At 68.8% G+C, this 18,070-nt stretch carries 16 protein-coding genes; 12 read left to right on the top strand and 4 right to left on the bottom strand.

Annotated elements, in window-relative coordinates; genetic code table 11:
- Positions 1 to 20 precede the first annotated feature (20 nt).
- Complete coding sequence (locus BLW00_RS11505) at positions 21 to 1,655, bottom strand: ABC transporter substrate-binding protein (protein WP_245741529.1); 1,635 nt, start codon at positions 1,653 to 1,655, stop codon at positions 21 to 23.
- A gap of 99 nt (positions 1,656 to 1,754) precedes the next feature.
- Between BLW00_RS11505 and BLW00_RS11500 the strand changes: the two genes are divergently transcribed.
- From BLW00_RS11500 to ndk, 5 genes are all read left to right on the top strand, one after another.
- Entirely contained in the window at positions 1,755 to 2,354 is a 600-nt protein-coding gene (locus BLW00_RS11500; RefSeq protein ID WP_092553975.1) for a TetR/AcrR family transcriptional regulator, read from the top strand.
- A gap of 302 nt (positions 2,355 to 2,656) precedes the next feature.
- On the top strand, positions 2,657 to 6,079 hold the full coding sequence (ileS, locus tag BLW00_RS11495) for an isoleucine--tRNA ligase (protein WP_092553972.1): 3,423 nt from the start codon (positions 2,657 to 2,659) through the stop codon (positions 6,077 to 6,079).
- Positions 6,072 to 7,535: a bifunctional folylpolyglutamate synthase/dihydrofolate synthase gene (locus BLW00_RS11490; RefSeq protein WP_092553969.1), complete on the top strand. Its 1,464-nt coding sequence runs from the start codon at positions 6,072 to 6,074 to the stop codon at positions 7,533 to 7,535. The genes ileS and BLW00_RS11490 overlap by 8 nt, the downstream gene beginning before the upstream one ends.
- Positions 7,532 to 7,894, top strand: coding sequence for a DUF4233 domain-containing protein (locus BLW00_RS11485; RefSeq protein WP_217634351.1), 363 nt, complete (start codon positions 7,532 to 7,534; stop codon positions 7,892 to 7,894). Before BLW00_RS11490 ends, BLW00_RS11485 begins: the two co-directional genes overlap by 4 nt.
- 66 nt (positions 7,895 to 7,960) lie before the next feature.
- The gene (gene ndk, locus BLW00_RS11480) at positions 7,961 to 8,383 is read left to right on the top strand and encodes a nucleoside-diphosphate kinase (RefSeq protein ID WP_092553963.1); all 423 of its coding nucleotides are present in this window, start codon (positions 7,961 to 7,963) and stop codon (positions 8,381 to 8,383) included.
- Between the two features lie 16 nt (positions 8,384 to 8,399).
- Here ndk and BLW00_RS11475 read toward each other — a convergent pair whose 3' ends face one another.
- Positions 8,400 to 9,014: a vitamin K epoxide reductase family protein gene (locus tag BLW00_RS11475; RefSeq protein WP_245741528.1), complete on the bottom strand. Its 615-nt coding sequence runs from the start codon at positions 9,012 to 9,014 to the stop codon at positions 8,400 to 8,402.
- Positions 9,015 to 9,278: 264 nt separating this feature from the next.
- Between BLW00_RS11475 and BLW00_RS11470 the strand changes: the two genes are divergently transcribed.
- Positions 9,279 to 11,990 carry an Rne/Rng family ribonuclease gene (locus BLW00_RS11470; protein WP_092553957.1) on the top strand — a complete coding sequence of 904 codons (2,712 nt, stop codon included), beginning with the start codon at positions 9,279 to 9,281 and terminating at the stop codon, positions 11,988 to 11,990.
- Positions 11,991 to 12,076: 86 nt separating this feature from the next.
- Here BLW00_RS11470 and BLW00_RS11465 read toward each other — a convergent pair whose 3' ends face one another.
- Positions 12,077 to 12,349, bottom strand: coding sequence for a DUF4031 domain-containing protein (locus tag BLW00_RS11465; protein ID WP_092553954.1), 273 nt, complete (start codon positions 12,347 to 12,349; stop codon positions 12,077 to 12,079).
- A gap of 156 nt (positions 12,350 to 12,505) precedes the next feature.
- On the opposite strand from BLW00_RS11465, the gene rplU reads away from it, so the two are divergent.
- From rplU to proB, 4 genes are all read left to right on the top strand, one after another.
- Entirely contained in the window at positions 12,506 to 12,814 is a 309-nt protein-coding gene (rplU, locus tag BLW00_RS11460; protein WP_092553951.1) for a 50S ribosomal protein L21, read from the top strand.
- Between the two features lie 12 nt (positions 12,815 to 12,826).
- Positions 12,827 to 13,084 (top strand): 50S ribosomal protein L27, encoded by a 258-nt coding sequence (rpmA, locus tag BLW00_RS11455; protein WP_092553949.1) that lies wholly within the window; start codon positions 12,827 to 12,829, stop codon positions 13,082 to 13,084.
- A gap of 96 nt (positions 13,085 to 13,180) precedes the next feature.
- Positions 13,181 to 14,689, top strand: coding sequence for a GTPase ObgE (gene obgE / locus BLW00_RS11450; RefSeq protein WP_092553946.1), 1,509 nt, complete (start codon positions 13,181 to 13,183; stop codon positions 14,687 to 14,689).
- A complete protein-coding gene (gene proB, locus BLW00_RS11445; protein WP_092553943.1) occupies positions 14,686 to 15,480 on the top strand; it encodes a glutamate 5-kinase in 795 nt (264 codons plus the stop codon). Before obgE ends, proB begins: the two co-directional genes overlap by 4 nt.
- Positions 15,481 to 15,553: 73 nt before the next feature.
- On the opposite strand, the gene BLW00_RS11440 is transcribed toward proB, so the two are convergent.
- On the bottom strand, positions 15,554 to 16,459 hold the full coding sequence (locus BLW00_RS11440; RefSeq protein ID WP_092553940.1) for a DMT family transporter: 906 nt from the start codon (positions 16,457 to 16,459) through the stop codon (positions 15,554 to 15,556).
- 51 nt (positions 16,460 to 16,510) lie between these two features.
- Here BLW00_RS11440 and BLW00_RS11435 point away from each other — a divergent pair, with 51 nt between their 5' ends.
- Entirely contained in the window at positions 16,511 to 17,791 is a 1,281-nt protein-coding gene (locus tag BLW00_RS11435; protein ID WP_092553937.1) for a glutamate-5-semialdehyde dehydrogenase, read from the top strand.
- 45 nt (positions 17,792 to 17,836) lie between these two features.
- Positions 17,837 to 18,061, top strand: a complete 225-nt coding sequence (locus BLW00_RS11430) for a hypothetical protein (protein WP_092553934.1) — start codon at positions 17,837 to 17,839, stop codon at positions 18,059 to 18,061.
- The last annotated feature ends 9 nt before the right edge of the window (positions 18,062 to 18,070 follow it).

Below are 18,070 nucleotides of genomic sequence, written 5' to 3'. Positions count from 1 at the left end.
CGGGGGTGTGGAGGGGAGCGCTACTGCTGAACCCACACGTCTCCGAAGTACGGGATCTGCAGCGTCGGCAGCAGGGAGAGTCCGTGCACCTTCGTGGAGTAGCCGATCTTCTGCAGGTGGTCGTAGAGCGGCAGCACATAGGCGCCGTCGGAGAGGATCTTCTGCGCCTGCTCGTAGAGCGAGGCCCGCTGCGCGTCGTCCGTCGTCTCGCCGGCCTCGGTCAGCAGTGAGTCGAGCTCCGGGATCGACACGTGCGCGTTGTTCGCGTGGTAGCCGCTCGGCGCCGGCACGATGTTCGACGAGTGGTAGAGGATGCGCAGCACGTCGGGCGAGTTCTTGGTGTAGATCGCGCTCGTCACCCCGAAGTCCCACGACCCGAGTGCCGAATACCACGACGACAGGTCGAGCGGGTGCAGCTCCACATCGAAGCCGACCTCCTTCGTCGTGGCCTGGATCTGCTCGAACAGCGACTGCTCCGCCGGGATCGACTGGTTGGTCGAGACCGGGAAGTCGACCACGAGACGCTGCCCGTCCTTGGTGCGGTAGCCCTCGGAATCCCGGCCCGTCCAGCCCGCCTCGTCGAGCAGCTGGTTGGCGAGGTCGGTGTCGATGGTGAAGTCGTCGGGGAAGGATGCGCCATACGGCGTGCTCGACGACAGCACCGAGTACGAGCGCTCGGCCGTGCCGAAGAACAGGCTCTGGATGCCGGGGTTCACGTCGGCCGAGTGCACGAAGGCCTTGCGCACCCGCTCGTCGTCGAAGGGCGCGAAGCCCGAGTTGAGTTCGAGCCGGATGGAGGCGCCCGGCAGGGCTCCGGTGAGCACGTCGAACTGGTCGCTGGAGTCGGCGGCCACCACGTTGTCGGGCTGCATCTCGTCGATCACGTCGACCTGCCCCGACTGCAGGGCCGCGAAGCGGGTGGCCGAGTCGGGGATGAACCGCCAGACGATCGTGTCGAGGTATGCCGGGCCTTCGTGCGCGGCCCCGGCCGGTGCCGAGTTGTAGTTCTCGTTGCGCACGAGGGTGATGCTGTCCTGCTTGGTCCAGCTGTCGACGATGAACGGCCCGGTGCCGATCGGCGCCTCGCAGTTCGCCTCGAGGCCGCGTGCCAGGCCGGCGGGCGACTCCATGGCGAGCCAGGTCTGGGCGAGCGACTCGAGCAGCGCGCTGTCGGGCTCCGAGAGGTGGAATCGGGCGGTGGTGGGATCGACGACCTCGACCGACTGCACCTTGCCGAGCGCGAGGATGCCGGTCGACGACGCGGTGGCCGGATCCTGGATCTGCTCGATGTTCGCTTTCACGGCCGCCGCGTCGAACGGTGTGCCGTCGCTGAACGAGACGTCGTCGCGCAGCGTGATGTCCCAGGTCAGTCCATCGGCCGAGGGCGTGCCCGCCGTGGCGAGCCAGGGCACGATCGCGCCGTCGGCATCCTGCGAGAACAGCGACTCGAGGAAGTTCGTGCCCACCAGGGCCTGGGGCATGTTGCCGCCGTTGTGCGGATCGAGGCAGTCGGGTTCGCCGAACCCGGTCGCGTAGGTGAGGGTGCCGCCGGCGGCGGGAGCGCTGGTGGCGGGGCCCGCCGCGGGCGCGCAACCGGCCAGGAGGAGAGCGGATGCCGCCGCGACGGCGAGGAGGGTGATGGTGCGTCTGGACACGAAAGAGCCTGCCTGGTGTGGAATGGTGGGGGAGCGATCTGCTGCGATCGCCATCCAGTCTAATTGTTGGACTCGATCTATTTATTCCCGGGAGGCGAGATGGCCGGCAGGCCCCGTGCGTCTTCGCAGCGCATGCTCGAGGAGGCCGCCTCCGAACTCTTCCTCGAGAGCGGCTACGCGAAGACCACGATCGAGCAGATCACCCAGCGCGCCGGGGTGAGTCGCAACACCTTCTTCAACTACTTCACCGCGAAGAGCGATCTCCTCTGGGTGGAGCTCGACGCGAGCCTGCAGGCGTTGACGGATGCGCTGGCCGAACGCGCGACCTCCGACGACCCGCTCGGGGCGGTGCAGGAGGCACTGCTCGTCACCGCCGCCGGCTTCACCGCCGAGCGAGCCCCGCTGGTGCTCACCCAGTACGAGGTGATGGGCATCGACGCGGAGCTGAAGGCCGCGGGCCTCGCCCGTGCGCTCGCCCACGCCGACCTCATCGAGCGTTACCTGGTCGCCCGCCTCTGGGCGGCGAACCCCCTGGCGGCCGACCGCCCCCTGCAGGCGCGGGCGATCGCGCTCGCCGTGCTCGGCGCCGCCGCGGCGGCCGTCGGGCGCTGGGCCGCAGACGGCCCTTCCCGCGCGCCGCTGGTCAGCTACGTCGAACGGGTGGTGCATCCGGTGCTGCGGGGTTTCTCGACGGGTTGAGCCGGCGCATCCGCACACGCCGACCCCGCTCGGGAATCGGTTAGAATGACCTTCACCATGGCTGTGAACCGGCGATCACCGGGGAGTCGTCGGAAGAACGGTGCGCGAGCACCCGGTAGAACCGAACGGGTCGGGCCCGTCAAAGCCTAAGAACAAGCGGTCGGCGACGTGCGAGAGCATCGGCGCCGGCAAGCGAGGTGGTACCACGGTGGGGAGCGGAGCTCCGATCCGTCCTCGTGGGCAGAGCAGCATGCATCCGCAGTGCGGGTCGTGCAGCACAGATCAAGCCGTGCAGGAGACCCATGTACCCCAAAGATTCCGACGAGTTCAGCGCCGTCGTGCCCTCGCCGAGCTTCCCCGCGGTCGAAGAGGGCGTGCTCGCGTTCTGGAAGGGCGACGACACCTTCCGGGCGAGCATCCAGAACCGAGCGGATGCGCCGGAGTGGGTCTTCTACGACGGCCCGCCTTTCGCGAACGGCCTGCCTCACTACGGTCACCTGCTCACGGGCTACGCCAAAGACCTCTTCCCGCGCTTCCAGACCATGCGCGGCAAGAAGGTGGAGCGCCGCTTCGGCTGGGACACCCACGGCCTGCCCGCCGAGCTCGAGGCGATGAAGCAGCTCGGCATCACCGAGAAGAGCCAGATCGAGGAGATGGGCGTCGAGGTCTTCAACTCGGCTTCCCGCAAGTCGGTGCTGAAGTACACCCACGAGTGGCAGGACTACGTCACCCGCCAGGCCCGCTGGGTCGATTTCGACAACGACTACAAGACCCTCGACATCACCTTCATGGAGTCGGTGATCTGGGCGTTCAAGGAGTTGCACACGAAGGGCCTCGCCTACGAGGGCTACCGCGTGCTGCCCTACTGCTGGAAGGACGAGACCCCGCTCTCCAACCACGAGCTGCGGATGGACGACGACGTCTACAAGATGCGTCAAGACCAGACGGTGACGGTCACCTTCCCGCTCGTCGGCACCCGCGCCGAGTCGCTCGGCCTCACCGGCGTCGAGGCCCTGGCCTGGACGACGACGCCCTGGACCCTGCCCACCAACCTCGCCCTCGCCGTCGGCCCCGACATCGAGTACGTGGTGGTTCCGCACGCTCTGGCGCCGGGGGAGCGCACCGGGGTGCAGGAGCACCTGCAGGGCCAGGAGTTCCTGCTGGCCCGCGACCTCGTCGGCTCCTACGCCAAAGACCTCGGCTACGAGTCGGGCGCCGACGCGCTCGCCGCCTCCGAGCGCTGGGCCGCTGAGCCCGGCACCGGCCGCCGTGCCGCCTACTACGGGCGCGATCTCGAGGGCGTGGCCTACGACCGCATCTGGGACTACTACGCCGACACCGAGAAGTACGGCACGCAGAACGCGTGGCAGATCCTGGTGGCCGACTACGTCTCCACCGGAGACGGCACCGGCATCGTGCACCAGGCGCCCGCCTACGGTGAAGAAGACCAGAAGGCCTGCGAGGCCGCGGGCATCCCTGTCGTCATCTCGGTCGACGACGGAGGCCGCTTCCTCGCCAGCGTTCCGGATGTCGAGGGCCAGCACGTCTTCGACGCCAACAAGCCGCTCACCCAGATGCTCCGCGCTGCCGGCCGTCTCGTGCGCCAGGCCAGCTACGAGCACAGCTACCCGCACTGCTGGCGGTGCCGCAACCCGCTCATCTACAAGGCGGTGTCGAGCTGGTTCGTGCGCGTCACCACCATCCGCGAACGGATGGAGGAGCTCAACCAGCAGATCGAGTGGGTTCCCGAGAACGTGAAGGAGGGCCAGTTCGGCAAGTGGCTCTCCGGGGCCCGCGACTGGTCGATCTCGCGCAACCGCTACTGGGGCTCGCCCATCCCTGTCTGGAAGAGCGACGACCCGAACCACCCGCGCGTCGACGTCTACGGCTCGCTGGCCGAGCTCGAGGCCGACTTCGGCGCCCTCCCGAAGAACCGCGACGGCGAGACCGACCTCCACCGCCCCTTCATCGACGAGCTCACCCGGCCGAACCCCGACGACCCCACCGGGCGCTCCACCATGCGCCGCATCGAGGACGTCTTCGACGTGTGGTTCGACTCCGGCTCGATGCCGTTCGCCCAGGTGCACTACCCGTTCGAGAACGAGGACTGGTTCGGCACCCACAGCCCCGCCGACTTCATCGTGGAGTACATCGGGCAGACCCGCGGCTGGTTCTACGTGATGCACGTGCTCTCCACCGCGCTCTTCGACCGGCCGGCGTTCAAGAACGTGATCAGCCACGGCATCGTGCTCGGCAACGACGGTCAGAAGATGTCGAAGTCGCTGCGCAACTATCCGGATGTCTCGGAGGTCTTCGACCGCGACGGCTCGGATGCGATGCGCTGGTTCCTCATGTCGTCGCCCGTTCTCCGCGGCGGCAACCTGATCGTGACCGAGGAGGGCATCCGTCAGGGCGTGCGCGAGCTGCTGCTGCCCTTGTGGAGCACCTATTACTTCTTCACCCTCTACGCCAACTCGGCTGAAGAGGGCGGCTACGAGGCGCAGTGGCGCACCGACTCGAAAGACGTGCTCGACCGCTACCTGCTCGCCAAGACGCGCGAGCTCGTGCAGAGCGTCACCGCCGACTTCGAATCGCTGGATGCGACGCTCGCCGCCGCGAAGCTCCGCGACTTCGCCGACGTGCTGACGAACTGGTACGTGCGGCGTTCGCGCGACCGCTTCTGGTCGGGCGACGACCACGACGCCTTCGACACCCTCTACACGGTGCTCGAGACGGTGACGCGCGTCGCGGCCCCGCTCGTCCCGCTCGTGGCGGAGTCGATGTGGAAGGGCCTCACCGGCGGCCGCAGCGTGCACCTCACCGACTGGCCGAGCGAGAACCGCTTCCCCGCCGATGCCGGCCTCGTGCACACGATGGACACGGTGCGCGCCATCTCGTCGACCGCGCTGTCGCTCCGCAAGGCCAACGGCTTGCGGGTGCGCCTGCCGCTGGCGGGTCTCACCATCGTGACCGACGACGCCGAGGCGCTCGTGCAGTTCGAGGGCATCCTGAAAGACGAGCTGAACGTCAAGAGCGTGGCGTTCGTCGATCAGAGCGCGACGACGGCGGCCGAGTTCGGCATCACCTCGCGGCTCACCGTCAACGCGCGCGTGGCCGGCCCGCGGCTCGGCAAGAGTGTGCAGCAGGCCATCCAGGGCGCCCGAACCGGCCAGTGGTCGGAGGCGAACGGTGTCGTGACGTCGGGCGGCATCGATCTGCTCGAGGGCGAGTACGAACTCGTGCTCGAAGCCGCCCCCGCGGCATCCGCCGACGGCGCGGAGCACACCACCGCCCTCGCGCTCCTGCCCACGGGAGGCTTCGTGCTGCTCGACACGACACTCACGCCCGACCTCGAGGCCGAGGGTCTGGCGCGCGACGTCATCCGCGCCGTGCAGGATGCCCGCAAGTCGGCCGGGTTCGACGTGAGCGACCGCATCGCCCTCGACCTGGTGTTCTTCTCCGACGCGGATGCCGACGCGGTCGCTTCAGCGGTCGCCGGCGCCGTCGACGTGGCGGGGGAGACCCTCGCCACCGACTTCGCTGTGCACTCGCCCCGCGACACCGCTTCGCTCGACGGATATCGCGATGTCCTCGCCTCGGAATGGCTCGGCACCGTGGCGTCCGCGGCGCCCGAGCACTTCGCCCGCGTCAGCGCGGGCAAATACGCCAACCAGGATGAGTTCCTCATCGCCCTGAGCCGGAAGTCGGTGACCCAGAATGTCTGATCAGTTCTTCGGTGGAGACTTCGGTCCGCCCGCAGACGACCCCGAAGACGAGAACGCGGAGTTCGACGGGGAGCGCGAGGGCGACTTCGAATCGGCCGGCCTGGCCGCGCCCGACGAGTTCGTGGAGGAGGGCGACGCGGTCTACGCCGACCTGCTCGCCCGCCTCGGCGAGGCCGCGCCGCAGCCGCGCCTCTCGGCCACCCGGCGCGCGGTGGAGCTGCTCGGCGATCCGCAGCGGTCGTATCCGGTCATCCACATCACCGGAACCAACGGCAAGACGAGCACCAGCCGCATCATCGAGAGCCTGTTGCGGGCATCGGGTCTCCGCACCGGCCTGTTCACCAGTCCGCACCTCGAACGGGTGAACGAGCGCATCATGATCGACGGCGTGCCGATCTCGAACGAGGCGCTGGCAGCCAACTGGCGCGACATCGAGCCGTTCCTCGACCTGGTCGACTCCGAGCTCGAGGAGGCGGGCGAACCGCACCTCACCTTCTTCGAGGCGCTCTCCGTGCTCGCCTTCGCCTCCTTCGCCGACGCACCGGTGGATGTCGCGGTGATCGAGGTCGGGATGGGCGGCGAGTGGGATTCCACGAACGTCGCCGACGGTCAGGTCGCCGTGTTCACGCCGATCTCCCTCGATCACACGGCCCGACTCGGCAACACGGTCGGCGAGATCGCGCGCACCAAGTCGGGCATCGTCAAGCCGGCCGCCCAGGTGGTGAGTGCCGCACAGCCCGCCGAGGCGCTGGCCGAGCTCGAACGGGCCGCCGAGCTCTCGGAGTCCACGTTCGCCGTGGAGGGCGACCGCTTCGCGCTGCTCGAGTCGACGGTCGCCGTGGGCGGTCAACTGGTCTCCGTGCGGGGGCTCGCCGGAACCTACCGCGAGATCTTCCTGCCGCTCTACGGCAACCATCAGGGCCACAACGCGGCGGTCGCCGTCGCGGCCGTCGAGTCGTTCATCGGCGGCGGCACGCAGGCGCTCACCGAGGGGGTCGTCACGGAGGGCTTCGCCACCGCCACCTCGCCCGGCCGGCTGCAGCTGGTGGGCACCGAGCCGACGGTGCTCGTGGATGCCGCGCACAATCCCGGTGGCGCCGTGGCGCTCGCGGCCGCGCTCGGCGAGTACTTCACCTTCGACAAGGTGGTGGCCGTGATCGCCGTGCTGGCCGACAAAGACGTGGAGGGCATCATCCGCGCCCTCGATCCTGCCGTGACCGACTTCGTGGTCACCTCCTCCTCGTCGGATCGCGCGATCGACCCCGACGAGCTGGCCTCGATCGTCGTGCGCATCGTGGGTGCCGACCGGGTGCTGGTGGAACCCGATCTCACCTCCGCCCTCGACCAAGCCCGCGATCTCGCCGGTGAGAGCGAGAAGGGCGCCGTGCTCGTCACCGGGTCGATCACGCTCGTGGGCGAGGTCATCAGCATCGCCGCCGCCGAGGAATGGAAATGAGGAGCAGCTCGGTCCGCCAGAACCTCGGCGCCATCGTGCTCGGGTTCGAGTCGGTCGTGATGTTCTTCGCGGCCCTCGTCATCTTCGGCTTGAAGGCGCTCCCGGCACCGGTGGCCTTGATCGGCGGCGCGGTGCTCTGTCTCCTCCTGCTGGCCACGGCGGCGCTGCTGCGCTATCCCTGGGGCTATGGCCTCGGCTGGGCGCTGCAGGGCGTGATCGCGCTCGCGTGCATCCTGGTGCCGCTTCTGGCCATCGTGGCGGCCATCTTCATCGGCCTCTGGATCTACTGCATGGTGAAGGGCGCCCAGATCGATCGGGCGAACGCGGCGGCCGCCTCCGCTCCCGACATCGACGTCTAGACTCGCCCGCTAGGGTGTTCTCGGAAAACTCGCGCCGCAGTCCGCGGCAACCCCGGAAGGATCATCGTGACCACGCACGTCGAAGAAACCCTCGTTCTCGTCAAGCCCGACGGAGTCGCCCGTAACCTCACGGGCGAGATCCTGCGCCGCATCGAGGCGAAGGGCTACCAGCTGGTCGACGTGAAGCTCATCGAGCCCGACCGCGAACTGCTGGCGAAGCACTACGAGGAGCACCAGGGCAAGCCGTTCTACGAGCCACTGGTGGAGTTCATGGAGTCGGGCCCGATCGTGGCGCTCCGCATCGCCGGCAACCGCGTGATCGAGGGCTTCCGCTCCCTGGCCGGCACGACCGACCCCACCACCGCCGCACCCGGCACGATCCGCGGCGACCTCGCCCGCGACTGGGGCCTGGCCGTGCAGCAGAACCTCGTACACGGCAGCGACTCGCCCGAGTCGGCGGCTCGCGAGCTCGCCCTCTGGTTCGACTGAGCGAACGACCCCGGAGCTACAGGCTCTGGATGATCGAGGTGATCGCGTCGAGCCGCAGCTGCGCGATCACCACGATCACGAGATAGCAGAGCACCGCGACGATCCACACCCACGGGTACAGCAGCGCAGCGATCTCCCGGCTGCCTGCGCCGTTGCCGAAGTTGCCCTCTTTGAGGTTGAACGCGGTGACGTAGAGGAACAGCGGGATCACCACGAGCCACACGAGCATGCAGTACGGGCAGAGCGTGCCGAGCACGAAGATGGACTGGCTGATCAGCCAGATCACGAAGGTGAGTCCGAGCGCGAAGCCCAGGTTGAACAGCACCCAGAACCATTTCGCGAAGCGGGCACCCGCGAGGATGGCGACACCCACGATGATGGGCGCCACGAAGGCGGCCACGCCGATGACGGGGTTGGGGAAGCCGAAGAGCGAGCCCTGCCAGCTCGCCATGTTCGGCCCGCAGGTCACCAGCGGTGAGATGTTGCAGGTGGGTACGTAGTCGGGGTTGATCAGGGTCTGGATGCGCTCCAGCGTCAGATCGAACGAGGAATACCAGCCGACGACGCCTGCCAGGATGAGAAAGACGGCGAGGCCGACGGGGCGGCGATAGGGCTCGGTCTCGGCTGGCACGGTCCGATTGTCGCACAGGCCAATCGCGAGCAATCTGGGAATGCATGCGATAATCGGGTGTGGAAGTCCACGAACGACGTGGAACTTCTGAAGAAGACTTATCGGGCCCGCTGCGCGCCGCGCGGCACGGGACCCGAACGGATAGAGCGCGAAACCGCGCATTGGTCAACGAGATTGGCGGAGTATTTCGCGAACGCGGAACTTCGCTCGTGAGAGTACCTGCCGGCAGGCGAAAGCCTCCGGCTGGCAAGGAGTGCACCAGAGATGGTGGAGAAAATTTCAGACAATGACACTGGTTCGAACAACGGAGAGGGAACGGGGCGTCGCAAGTCCCGGCTGTTCGGCTCACGCCGAGCGGTGAAGAAGGCGGATGCTCCGGCATCCGTCGTTCCTGAATCTCCGGTCGTCGTTCCCGAGCCCGCGGCCGCGCCGCCCATCCTTCCTGAGCCCACGGCTCCGGTGGCCGAGGAGGTCCCCGTGGTCGACGGTTCCCACGACGACGAGCCCGGTCTCGCCCCCTTCACCGCGGCGCCGAACGGGATGGCCCCGGCTCCGGCCGACGAGAAGCCGGCCGTGCGGGCTCTCAGCACCACGTCGCTGATCTTCCAGGCGCCGGATCTGCCCGATCTGCCGCCGCTGCCGCCCCGGGGCGACCGGGACGGGCGCGATCCGCGTGACCGTGACCCGCGTGACCGCGACGACCAGCCCGCCGACTCCTCCTCCGTTCGCCGGCGTTCACGCCGCCGCTCCGGCGAGGAGAACCGCGGGTCGGAGGGCGACCCGGCGAACACCGTGGTGAAGGTGCGCACGCCCCGCGAGCCCGAGCTCATCACCGAGCCGCAGCGCGTCAAGGGCTCCACCCGCCTCGAGGCCAAGAAGCAGCGCCGCCGCGACGGCCGCGACGCCGGCCGCCGCCGCCCGGTCATCACCGAAGCCGAGTTCCTCGCCCGCCGCGAGGCTGTCGACCGCGTGATGGTGGTGCGCGCCAAGAACAACAAGATCCAGATCGGTGTGCTCGAAGACGGAGTGCTCGTCGAGCACTACGTCGCCAAGGCGCAAGACGCGTCGCTCATCGGCAACGTCTACCTCGGCCGCGTGCAGAACGTGCTCCCGAGCATGGAAGCCGCGTTCGTCGACATCGGGCGCGGCCGCAACGCCGTGCTCTACTCCGGCGAGGTCGACTGGGAGGCCGCGGCCGAGAACTCCGAGGGCAAGGGCTCGCAGCCCCGCCGCATCGAGCTCGCCCTGAAGTCGGGCGACACCGTGCTCGTCCAGGTCACCAAAGACCCGGTCGGCCACAAGGGCGCCCGCTTGACCAGTCAGGTGAGCCTGCCCGGCCGCTACCTGGTCTACGTGCCCAACGGCTCGATGAATGGCATCTCGCGCAAGCTCCCTGACACCGAGCGAGCCCGCCTCAAGCGCATCCTCAAGGAGGTGCTGCCCGAGAACGTGGGCGTGATCGTGCGCACCGCCGCCGAAGGCGCCACCGAAGAGCAGCTGACCCTCGACGTCACGCGCCTCACCAACCAGTGGGCCGACATCAGCGAGCAGGTGCAGAAGCAGCAGGCTCCGCACCTGCTGCACTCCGAGCCCGACCTCCTGATCAAGATCGTGCGCGACGTCTTCAACGAGGACTTCCACAAGCTCGTCATCTCGGGCGACGAGGCGCAGGCCACCATCGAGAACTACCTGCGTGCCGTGGCTCCCGACCTGCTCGAGCGCGTGGAGAAATACGAGGGCGAGCGCGACGCCTTCGACGAATACCGTGTCTCCGAGCAGATCGAGAAGGCGCTCGACCGCAAGGTGTGGCTGCCCTCGGGCGGCTCGCTCGTGATCGACCGCACCGAGGCGATGACCGTCGTCGACGTCAACACGGGCAAGTTCGTGGGATCGGGCGGAAACCTCGAAGAGACCGTCACGAAGAACAACCTCGAAGCCGCCGAGGAGATCGTCCGTCAGCTGCGGCTCCGCGACATCGGCGGCATCATCGTGGTCGACTTCATCGACATGGTGCTCGAGACCAACCGCGACCTCGTGCTCCGGCGCCTGATCGAGTGTCTCAGTCGCGACCGCACCAAGCACCAGGTGGCCGAGGTCACCTCGCTCGGCCTCGTGCAGATGACCCGCAAGAAGCTCGGCCTCGGCCTCATCGAGTCGTTCTCGGAGCCCTGCGAGGTCTGCGCGGGCCGCGGCATCATCATCCACCACGACCCCGTGGTGAAGCACCGCTCCTCCGGCAACGGAAACGGCGGCGGGCAGCAGCAGGTGTCCGGCGGCAATCGCCGCGGTCGTGGAGGCAACTCCGGCGGCAACGGCGGCTCCAACGGTTCGTCGCACTCCTCCGGCTCCGGCAACGGAAGCGGCGGCAACGGCAACGGCGTCACCCACGCCATCACCGACGACGCGAAGAACGCTCTCGCCCAGATCGCGGCGTCCACCATCGCGGCCGCCCACGGTCACGACAAGGCGGGGGAGCAGCCGGTGACGGATGCTCCGAGCCCGACTCCGACGACGGCTGCGGCACCCGAGACCGCGGTCGACGCATCCGCTCCCTCCGCGGCATCCGAGGCTCCCGTCGACGCTTCGGCGGCAGCGGAGTCCCCGGTCGAGCAGTCGGCGCCCGACTCGGGTCGTGCTGCCAGTTCGTCGTCGCGTCGCCGCAAGGCGCGACACACCCGCTCCGAGGGCGACGACACCGAGCCCTCCGCGGCGCCGGTCGTCGACGCCGAGGCGCCCGTGGTCGAACCCGTGGCCGCCGCTCCGGCGGTCTCCGAGTCCGAGCCCGCCATCGCCATCCTCGACATCCCGGTCAAGAAGGCCGCGCGTCAGCCGCGGGTCGCCCCCCAGGAGGCGACGCAGCTGCTCGACTCGGTGCTCGACGCTCTTCCGGAGCCCAAGCAGCCCGGCCAGGGCCGCTCGCGCAGCCGCCGGGTCACCACGGCCGCCGTCTCCGCCCCCGTCGACCCCTCGGAGTGACCCCCTCCTCGCGACCCGCCAATATCCGCCCCATTCCTCGTGATTGTAGGGCGGATATTGGCGGGTCGCGAAGAGGTTGGGAAGGGTCAGTGGGTGGGGCGGTCTTTGGCCCGGATGCGGAGGCCCGAGGCGCGCAGGCGCACCACGAGGTCGCGATACGAGACCGGCAGGGCGCCGGCGCCGACGAGCTCCTCGTAGCGGTCGGCCGGAACGTCGTAGTGGTCGAGGTCGAAGCTGCGCGGCGGCAGCCCGGCGCGGGCAGCGAAAGCGTGCAGTTCGTCGAGCGATTCGTCGCTCACCAGATGACCCCAGATGGTTCCATGGGCCGGCCACATGGGCCGATCGATCAAGACGGTCACGCTGCCGAGTATCCCACTCGTGTCGGTTTGACCGAAATCACTGGATCGAGTAGGCTTGACCGCTGGTGTGCGTAGAGCAATGCTCTCCTGAACGCCATGACTTCCAAGCGTCGCAGATTGCGCTTTTGAGGGCCCCCAAAGAGTTAGGTACGTAAATTGGTTTACGCAGTTGTGCGCGCCGGTGGTCGGCAGGAAAAGGTCGAGGTTGGCACCATCGTCACCCTTGACCGGATCAAGGCCGACAAAGACGGCAACATCGAGCTGGCGGCAGTGCTGCTCGTCGACGGTGAGAAGATCACCTCCGACGCCTCGTCGCTCGCCAAGGTGAAGGTCACCGCCGAGGTCCTCGAAGACCTCCGCGGCCCGAAGATCGTCATCCAGAAGTTCAAGAACAAGACCGGGTACAAGAAGCGCCAGGGCCACCGCCAGGAGCTCACCCGCGTCAAGGTCACCGGAATCAAGTAAGGATCAGGGCTAATGGCACACAAAAAGGGCGCGAGTTCCACTCGCAACGGTCGTGACTCCAACGCACAGCGCCTCGGCGTCAAGCGCTTCGGTGGCCAGGTCGTCGGAGCGGGCGAGATCATCGTCCGCCAGCGCGGCACCCACTTCCACCCCGGCGTGAACGTCGGTCGTGGCGGAGACGACACGCTGTTCGCTCTCGCGGCGGGCTCGGTCGAGTTCGGCGCCAAGGGCGGCCGCAAGGTCGTCAACATCGTCGTCGCCGCCGAGTAACACTCGGAGCGAGCAAGACCTGATGGGCGGGCTTCGGCCCGCCTGTCGTGTTTCACCAGCACCATCAACCAACGAACAGGCAGTGAGGGAACCGGAATGGTGACTTTCGTCGACCACGTCACCCTCCACCTCAAGGCGGGCCACGGCGGCAACGGATGCGTGTCGGTGCGCCGCGAGAAATTCAAGCCCCTCGCCGGCCCCGACGGCGGCAACGGCGGCCACGGCGGCGACATCGTGCTGGTCAGCGATCCGCAGACCACGACGCTGCTCGGTTTCCACCGGCATCCGCACCAGTCGTCGGAGAACGGCGGCCCCGGAATGGGCGACCACCGTGCGGGCGGCAACGGCGGCGAACTCGAACTGGCCGTGCCCGTGGGCACCGTGGTGAAAGACGCCGACGGCAACGAGCTGATCGATATGTCCGAACCCGGGATGCGCTACGTCGTCGCCGAGGGCGGCCAGGGCGGCCTCGGCAACGCCTCCCTCGCCACCACGAAGCGCAAGGCCCCCGGATTCGCGCTGCTCGGCACCGAGGGCTGGGAGGGCGACGTCCTCCTCGAACTCAAGACCGTCGCCGACGTCGCGCTGGTGGGCTACCCCTCGGCCGGCAAGTCGAGCCTGGTCGCCGCGATGTCGGCCGCCAAGCCGAAGATCGCCGACTACCCCTTCACCACGCTGCACCCGAACCTCGGCGTGGTCGAGATCGGCAGCACGCGCTACACCATCGCCGACGTGCCCGGCCTCATCGAGGGCGCCAGCGAGGGCAAGGGTCTGGGGCTGGAGTTCCTGCGCCACGTTGAGCGGTGCAGCGCCCTGCTGCACGTGCTCGACTGCGCCACCCTGGAGCCCGGCCGCGACCCCATCAGCGATCTCGACGTCATCCTCGCCGAGCTGGCCGCCTACCCGGTGCCAGAGGGCCAGCTGCCGTTGCTCGAGCGCCCGCAGCTCATCGCTCTCAACAAGATCGACGTGCCCGAGGCGCGCGAGCTGGCCGATTTCGTCAAGCCCGAGCTCGAAGCCCGCGGCTACCGCGTGTTCGAGATCTCCACGGCGAGTCACGAGGGTCTGCGTCAGCTCTCCTTCGCGCTGGCCGAGCAGGTGGAAGAGGCGCGCGTCGAGGCCGCCGCCGACCCGAAGCCGGCGAAGATCGTCATCCGCCCCCGCGCCGTCGACGACGCCGGGTTCGTCATCAAGGTCGAGGGCGGCACGCACGGCAACGTCTACCGCATCATCGGCGCGAAGCCCGAGCGCTGGGTGCAGCAGACCGACTTCACGAACGACGAGGCCGTCGGCTTCCTCGCCGACCGCCTGGCCAAGCTCGGCGTCGAAGACCAGCTGTTCAAGGCCGGCGCCGTCTCGGGCTCCGCCGTGGTCATCGGCCGCGGCAACGGTGTGGTGTTCGACTGGGAGCCCACGCTCACCTCCACGGCCGAACTGGTCACGAGTCCTCGTGGCTCCGACCCGCGCCTCGAAGGTCAGCGCCGCCGCACCAGCAACCAGCGCCGCGAGGAATACTTCGAATTGATGGACGCCAAGGCCGAGGCGCGCGCCGAACTGGTGCGCGAAAAGGAAGCGGGGCTCTGGGCAGACGAGGACGAGCTGTGACCCGTCGCCCGGTGCTCACGCGGGCCGGCATCCCGGATGCCCGCCGCGTGGTCGTGAAGGTCGGCTCCTCGTCGATCAGCGGCGAGAACGCCGGGCAGATCGCCCCCCTGGTCGACGCCCTCGCGGCGGCGCACGCCCGCGGCACCGAGATCATCCTGGTCTCCTCGGGCGCCATCGCGACCGGGATGCCCTTCCTGCAGCTCGACGCCCGTCCGAACGACCTCGCCACCCAGCAGGCCGCGGCAGCCGTCGGCCAGAACGTGCTGATCTTCCGCTACCAGAACAGCCTCGACCGCTTCGGGATCGTGGCCGGCCAGGTGCTGCTCACCGCCGGCGACCTCGAGAACCCCACGCACCGCTCGAACGCCCAGCGCGCCGTCGACCGGCTGCTGGGTCTGCGCATCCTCCCCATCGTCAACGAGAACGACACGGTGGCGACGCACGAGATCCGCTTCGGCGACAACGACCGGCTCGCTGCGATGGTCTCCGAGCTGGTGGGAGCGGATGCGCTCATCCTGCTCTCCGACGTCGACGCCCTCTACACGCGCCCGCCCCAGGAGCCGGGCGCCGTGAAGATCACGGAGGTGCCGATCGGCGACGACCTGGCCGGCGTGACCTTCGGCGACGTGAGCTCCTCGGGTGTCGGCACCGGGGGAGCGGCCACCAAGGTCTCCGCCGCGCGTCTCGCCGCCGCGGCGGGCACGGCCGTCCTGGTCACCGCGACCCCCCGGGTGGCCGAGGCGCTCTCCGGTGCCGACATCGGCACCTTCTTCGAGCCCGCCCCTCTCTGATCCTTCGAACTTCTTGCCTCGTTCCGGCCCATGATCGCGACGGTGGGGCGGTCGGCGGCAAGAAATCTGCGGCTCAGGAGACGCTGAGGAGCACCGCGGCGAGGATGGCGAGCGCGATGCCGAGGAGCTGGATGCGCGACATCCGTTCCCGCAGCACGATGGCGGCCAGCAGCACGGTCGCCAGCGGATAGAGGCTCGAGAGCACCGAGACCACCGCGAGGTTGCCGGCGTGCAACGCACTCATGAGGAACGCGTTCGCGGCTCCGAGCAGCACCCCCGCGGCCACGGCGGCCAGCCAGGCCGCGCGGCGGGTCGGATGCGGCTGACGCGCGCCCGCGACGGGCTCCGGTTCGGGCTGAGCCGCGAACCACGGGATCTCCCGTCGCACGAGTCGCAGCACTCCGATCAGCGCCGCCAGAACCACGACCCCGCCCGCCATCTCGAGGAACGCCGGCAGCAGCCCCGAGTCGCCGGGCGAGGCATCCAGGGCGACGACGGATGCGCCGAGCATGACCCCCGAGACCACGGCCAGCACCGCGCCCGGCAGCGTCACCCGCACCGCGGCATCCACGTGCTGCTGCGAGATGAGGATGGTGGCGACCACTGCGAGTGCGACGGCACCCCAGCCGAGCGGGCTGAGCCCCTGTCTGGTGACGAGCGCGGCTGTCACCGGCACGAGCGCCTGGATCAGGGCGATGACGGGCGAGAGCAGGCTCATCGGGCCGATGGCCATGGCCGCGTAGAAGGTGATGAACCCCACGATCGCGAACAGGGCGGCCGCGAGACCGGCCACCGTCGCATCCGTGCTCCAGGACCAGCCGCCGAAAAGCAGGGCGACGGCGATGACCGCCATGCCGAAGAGATAGTTCACGAGTGTGGCCGGCAGCACCGCGAGGCGTCGCGCGGCGACCCCGCCGAGGAAGTCGGAGGTGCCGTAGAACAGGCTCGACGCCACGCTGAGCAGCACGACGGCGATCATGCCGCACCCCTCCCCGGCCGGTGCGGCACTCCCGGCGCGTAGACTTCTGGCATGCCTGAGGTTACCGTTCTGGAGACTGCCACCGCGTCGGGATTCGACGAGAAGCTGGCCGCGGCCCGCACCGCATCGCTCGTGCTGGCCACGGCGAACACTGACCAGAAGAACCGCGCCCTGGAAGCGATCGCCGTCGCCATCGAGTCCGGGGCTGCGGAGGTCGTGCCGGCGAATGATCTCGATCTCGCCAACGGCCGCGAGAACGGCCTCTCCGTCGCCCTGCAGGATCGCCTGCGGCTCGACGCGGCCCGTCTGGCCTCGCTCGCTTCGGCCGTGCGGGAGATCATCGCCCTGGTCGACCCGGTCGGCGAGTCCGTTCGCGGCCGCAGCCTGCCCAACGGAGTCCGCATCGACCAGGTGCGGGTGCCGTTCGGTGTCGTGGGCGCCATCTACGAGGCGCGTCCGAACGTGACCGTCGACATCGCGGCCCTCGCGATCAAGAGCGGCAACGCCGTCGTGCTGCGCGGCGGATCGGCGGCCGAGAACACGAACCGCGTGCTGGTGGGTCTCATCCAGGGTGCGCTGGAGTCGGCGGGGCTGCCCGCCGCATCCGTCCAGACCATCGACGAATTCGGGCGCGACGGAGCCAAGCGGCTGATGCAGGCCCGCGGTGCGGTCGACGTGCTCATTCCGCGGGGGAGCGCGCAGCTGATCGAGACGGTCGTGACCGAGTCGAAGGTACCCGTGATCGAGACCGGTGCGGGCGTGGTGCACGTCTTCCTCGACGCCTCGGCGAACGAGCAGTGGGCCGTCGACATCGTGCACAACGCGAAGGTGCAGCGGCCGAGCGTGTGCAACGCGCTCGAGACGCTGCTGGTGCACGAGGATGCCGCGGAGCGCCTGCTCGGCCCGGTGCTGCGCCGTCTCACCGAATCGGGCGTCGTCATCCACGCCGACGAGGCCACCCGGGCGCTGTTCCCGGATGCGGTCGCCGCCACCGAGGAAGACTGGCAGACGGAGTACATGAGCCTCGATCTCGCCGTGCGGATCGTGCGCGACGTCGACGAGGCGATGGAGCACATCCGCCGCTATTCGACGCACCACACCGAGTCGATCATCACGAACGACCTCGGCAACGCGGAACGATTCCTCAACGAGGTCGATTCCGCCGTGGTCATGGTGAACGCCTCGACCCGGTTCACCGACGGCGGGGAGTTCGGTTTCGGCGCCGAGGTGGGCATCTCCACTCAGAAGCTGCACGCCCGCGGGCCGATGGGGCTGCCGGAACTCACCAGCACCAAGTGGCTGGTGCGGGGTTCAGGGCAATTCCGCAGTTAGCGGTATCGTAGACACGTTCGTTCGTTCTACCCCCTGGGAGAAGAGATGTCTGTACTGGTAAACGTGCTCGCTGTCGGTGTGGACGTGCCGGTCGAGCTGCCGTTCCCTCCCATCGTCTTCGGCATCATCGCCGCCGTGGTGTTCGCCGCGCTCGCGTTCGTGACCTGGAGCTACCGCGACGTCGCGAACCGTCACCCGCACAAGTCGGCGAAGTTCGCCCAGACCCACGACGTCCACGGGCACGCCGACCGCACAGGCGCGGATCACTAGACCCGCCGG

Origin of the sequence: Herbiconiux ginsengi, assembly GCF_900107435.1 — a bacterium.
Taxonomy (GTDB): domain Bacteria; phylum Actinomycetota; class Actinomycetes; order Actinomycetales; family Microbacteriaceae; genus Herbiconiux; species Herbiconiux ginsengi.
This window is presented reverse-complemented; position numbering and strand designations above follow the sequence as displayed.